Annotated in this window: 1 pseudogene; it reads left to right on the top strand. The window is 74.1% G+C overall.

The features are described from left to right. Positions 1-27: 27 nt before the first annotated feature. Positions 28-591: pseudogene (locus tag AC27IQ_RS26765) on the top strand (TolC family protein); the annotation flags it as partial.

Raw genomic sequence — 591 nt, 5'->3', positions numbered from 1 at the left:
GCCATCCCGGGCTGGCCCGCGCGCTGCATGGACCGTGAGGCGCTGCTCGCGCAGGCGGGCGACGACCCCGCCATAGCCCAGGCCCGCACCGAGCGTGACACCGCCGCCGCGCAGCTGGAGAACGCGCAGCACACGGGCCTGGAGGCCGGCGTGTCGCTGTCGCAGTCGGTGAGCCGCGACATCGGCGGCCAGCCGGGCCGCAGCACCGTCGTCGGCGTGGATTTCTCCATGCCCCTGGAGTGGCGCGCGCAGCGCGACGCGGCCCGGGGCCAATTGCAGAGCGAGCGCGACCGGGCCGATCAGTTGATGGAATTGCGCCTGGGCGAATACCGCTCGGTGCTGGACCAGGCCCTGGCCGACTGGCAATTGCGCGGCGGCGAGATGCCCGGCTTTTTGAACCGGCTGCAGGCGGCCCAGGAGGGCCTGCGCGTGGCGCGCCTGCGGCTCGATGCCTTCGACGGCGACGGCTATTCGCGCCTGCTGATGGCGCGCTACGCCCTCTACCAGGCTTCGCTGCAGGTCGTCGACGGCTCGGAGCGCCGGGCGCTGGCCGCGCTCGACGTGCTGGCGCTCGGCAGCCCCTGCCCGCCG

The organism is Acidovorax sp. KPB24-07 (assembly GCF_057543315.1).
The sequence above is the reverse complement of the archived record's forward strand: the minus strand, read 5'-3'. Positions and strand labels throughout refer to the sequence as shown.